The sequence below is a fragment of the Nonomuraea sp. NPDC049607 genome (genome assembly GCF_040675375.1).
Classification (GTDB): Bacteria; Actinomycetota; Actinomycetes; order Streptosporangiales; family Streptosporangiaceae; genus Nonomuraea.
Genome location: NZ_JBFAOV010000031.1, coordinates 73343 through 73634, shown reverse-complemented (window position 1 = coordinate 73634; position 292 = coordinate 73343). Strand labels below are relative to the sequence as shown.

Annotated in this window: 1 protein-coding gene; it reads left to right on the top strand. The window is 68.5% G+C overall.

From position 1 onward, the window contains the following. Window positions 1-292, top strand: a 292-nt coding sequence (locus tag AB0J97_RS39790) for a tetratricopeptide repeat protein (protein ID WP_364098970.1), incomplete at both ends; no start/stop codon positions are given.

Genomic DNA, 292 nt, shown 5'->3' with positions numbered 1-292 from the left:
GGTGCTGGGCGCCGACCATCCCTCAACCTTGACCTCCCGCAACAACCTCGCCCACGCCTATCGAACGGCGGGGGACCTGCGTCAGGCCATCCCCTTGTACCAGGCCACACTCGCCGATCGGGAACGGGTGCTGGGCGCCGACCATCCCTCAACCTTGACCTCCCGCAACAACCTCGCCCACGCCTATCGAACGGCGGGGGACCTGCGTCAGGCCATCCCCTTGCACGAGGCCACACTCGCCGATCGGGAACGGGTGCTGGGTACCGACCATCCCGACACGCTGGGCTCCCGC